General features: G+C 43.0%; 1 protein-coding gene. It reads right to left on the minus strand.

From position 1 onward, the window contains the following. Nucleotides 1-79: 79 nt before the first annotated feature. A complete protein-coding gene (locus ABZ910_RS36320; RefSeq protein ID WP_003130410.1) occupies nucleotides 80-1,027 on the minus strand; it encodes an IS30 family transposase in 948 nt (315 codons plus the stop codon). Nucleotides 1,028-1,124: the final 97 nt, after the last annotated feature.

The following is a 1,124-nucleotide window of genomic DNA, read 5'->3' on the forward strand; positions in this document are numbered from 1 at the left end:
TTTCTACTACTTTGACAACTGCCGCTTCTCCAGTTTTTTGAACTTGTGATTTTTCTTTAACGCAAATTGCAAGTCCAAGTTAGCCAGCCAAGCTCATCTCATATGAACTCTTATAGTTGAACATTTTTCTTGGATAATGGTTCATCCAATACTCGATAGCGGCGACTTCTTCAGGGGTCGTCTTTGTTGTGCCTTTTGGCAGATGCCTACGAATCATTCGGTTATGGTTTTCATTCGTCCCTCGCTCAAAGCTCGCGTAGGCGTGTGCATAGTAAACTGGACAGCTTACGACCTCAGAGAGCCTTGCAAATTCATGGCCATTGTCAGGGGTAATGGATTTGAAGTCATAACTTTTTTGAAGTTCCACCAGCTCATCATTGACCGCCTGTGCTGTTTTCCCATCAATCAAGCGAATGATCTCCGTGCGGTATTTTCGCTCTGTGAGCGTCAAAAGCACCTTGTTCTTAGCTCTCGTAAGAATGACCGTGTCAATCTCGTAATGCCCCACTTCTAAGCGATTGTTAATGAACTCAGGCCGTTCTTCAATAGACTTACCAAAAGGATGCTTTGGCGCACGAGGTTTGATTTTCTTTGCCGCCTTATACTGCGGATAGAAAAGATGATGACGCTTGGCTTCTAACCAGCCCCAGTTGACCCAATTGTAGAGGCTGCTCAGAGAAACTCCTTTTAGAGCCTGATGAATGACTTCCAAAGAGTCCTTGTCTTCTTTAAGACGTGTACTCACATAACAATCAATCTCAGTCGTGAGTTTACTCGGACGAACACTGTGAGCCCTCAATCCTTCATAATTTTCTTGAGCCTTTTTAGCAGAGTATTTTACCTTCCGCTTGAGCTGGATTTCCCCTCGCTTCATCTCTCTGTCAATCGTCCCATGAGCTTTATTCAATAAGCGCGCAATCTCACGGTTGCTCAGTCCTTCTTTATTGTGCCAACGTTCAATGTTTAAACGGTCTTGATTGGTCAGGTGTTTCCCTTTGCTCTGGCTTGTGATAGAATAGTCTTGCATCTGAATTTCCTTTTTATACTATTTGGTCGAACTTCTAGTATAAGAGATTCAGATGTTTTTTGCTTGACTCAAGGTGGCTAACTTCATTTTACAATTT

This window comes from Streptomyces sp. NPDC046805 (assembly GCF_040645355.1).
Taxonomy (GTDB): domain Bacteria; phylum Actinomycetota; class Actinomycetes; order Streptomycetales; family Streptomycetaceae; genus Streptomyces.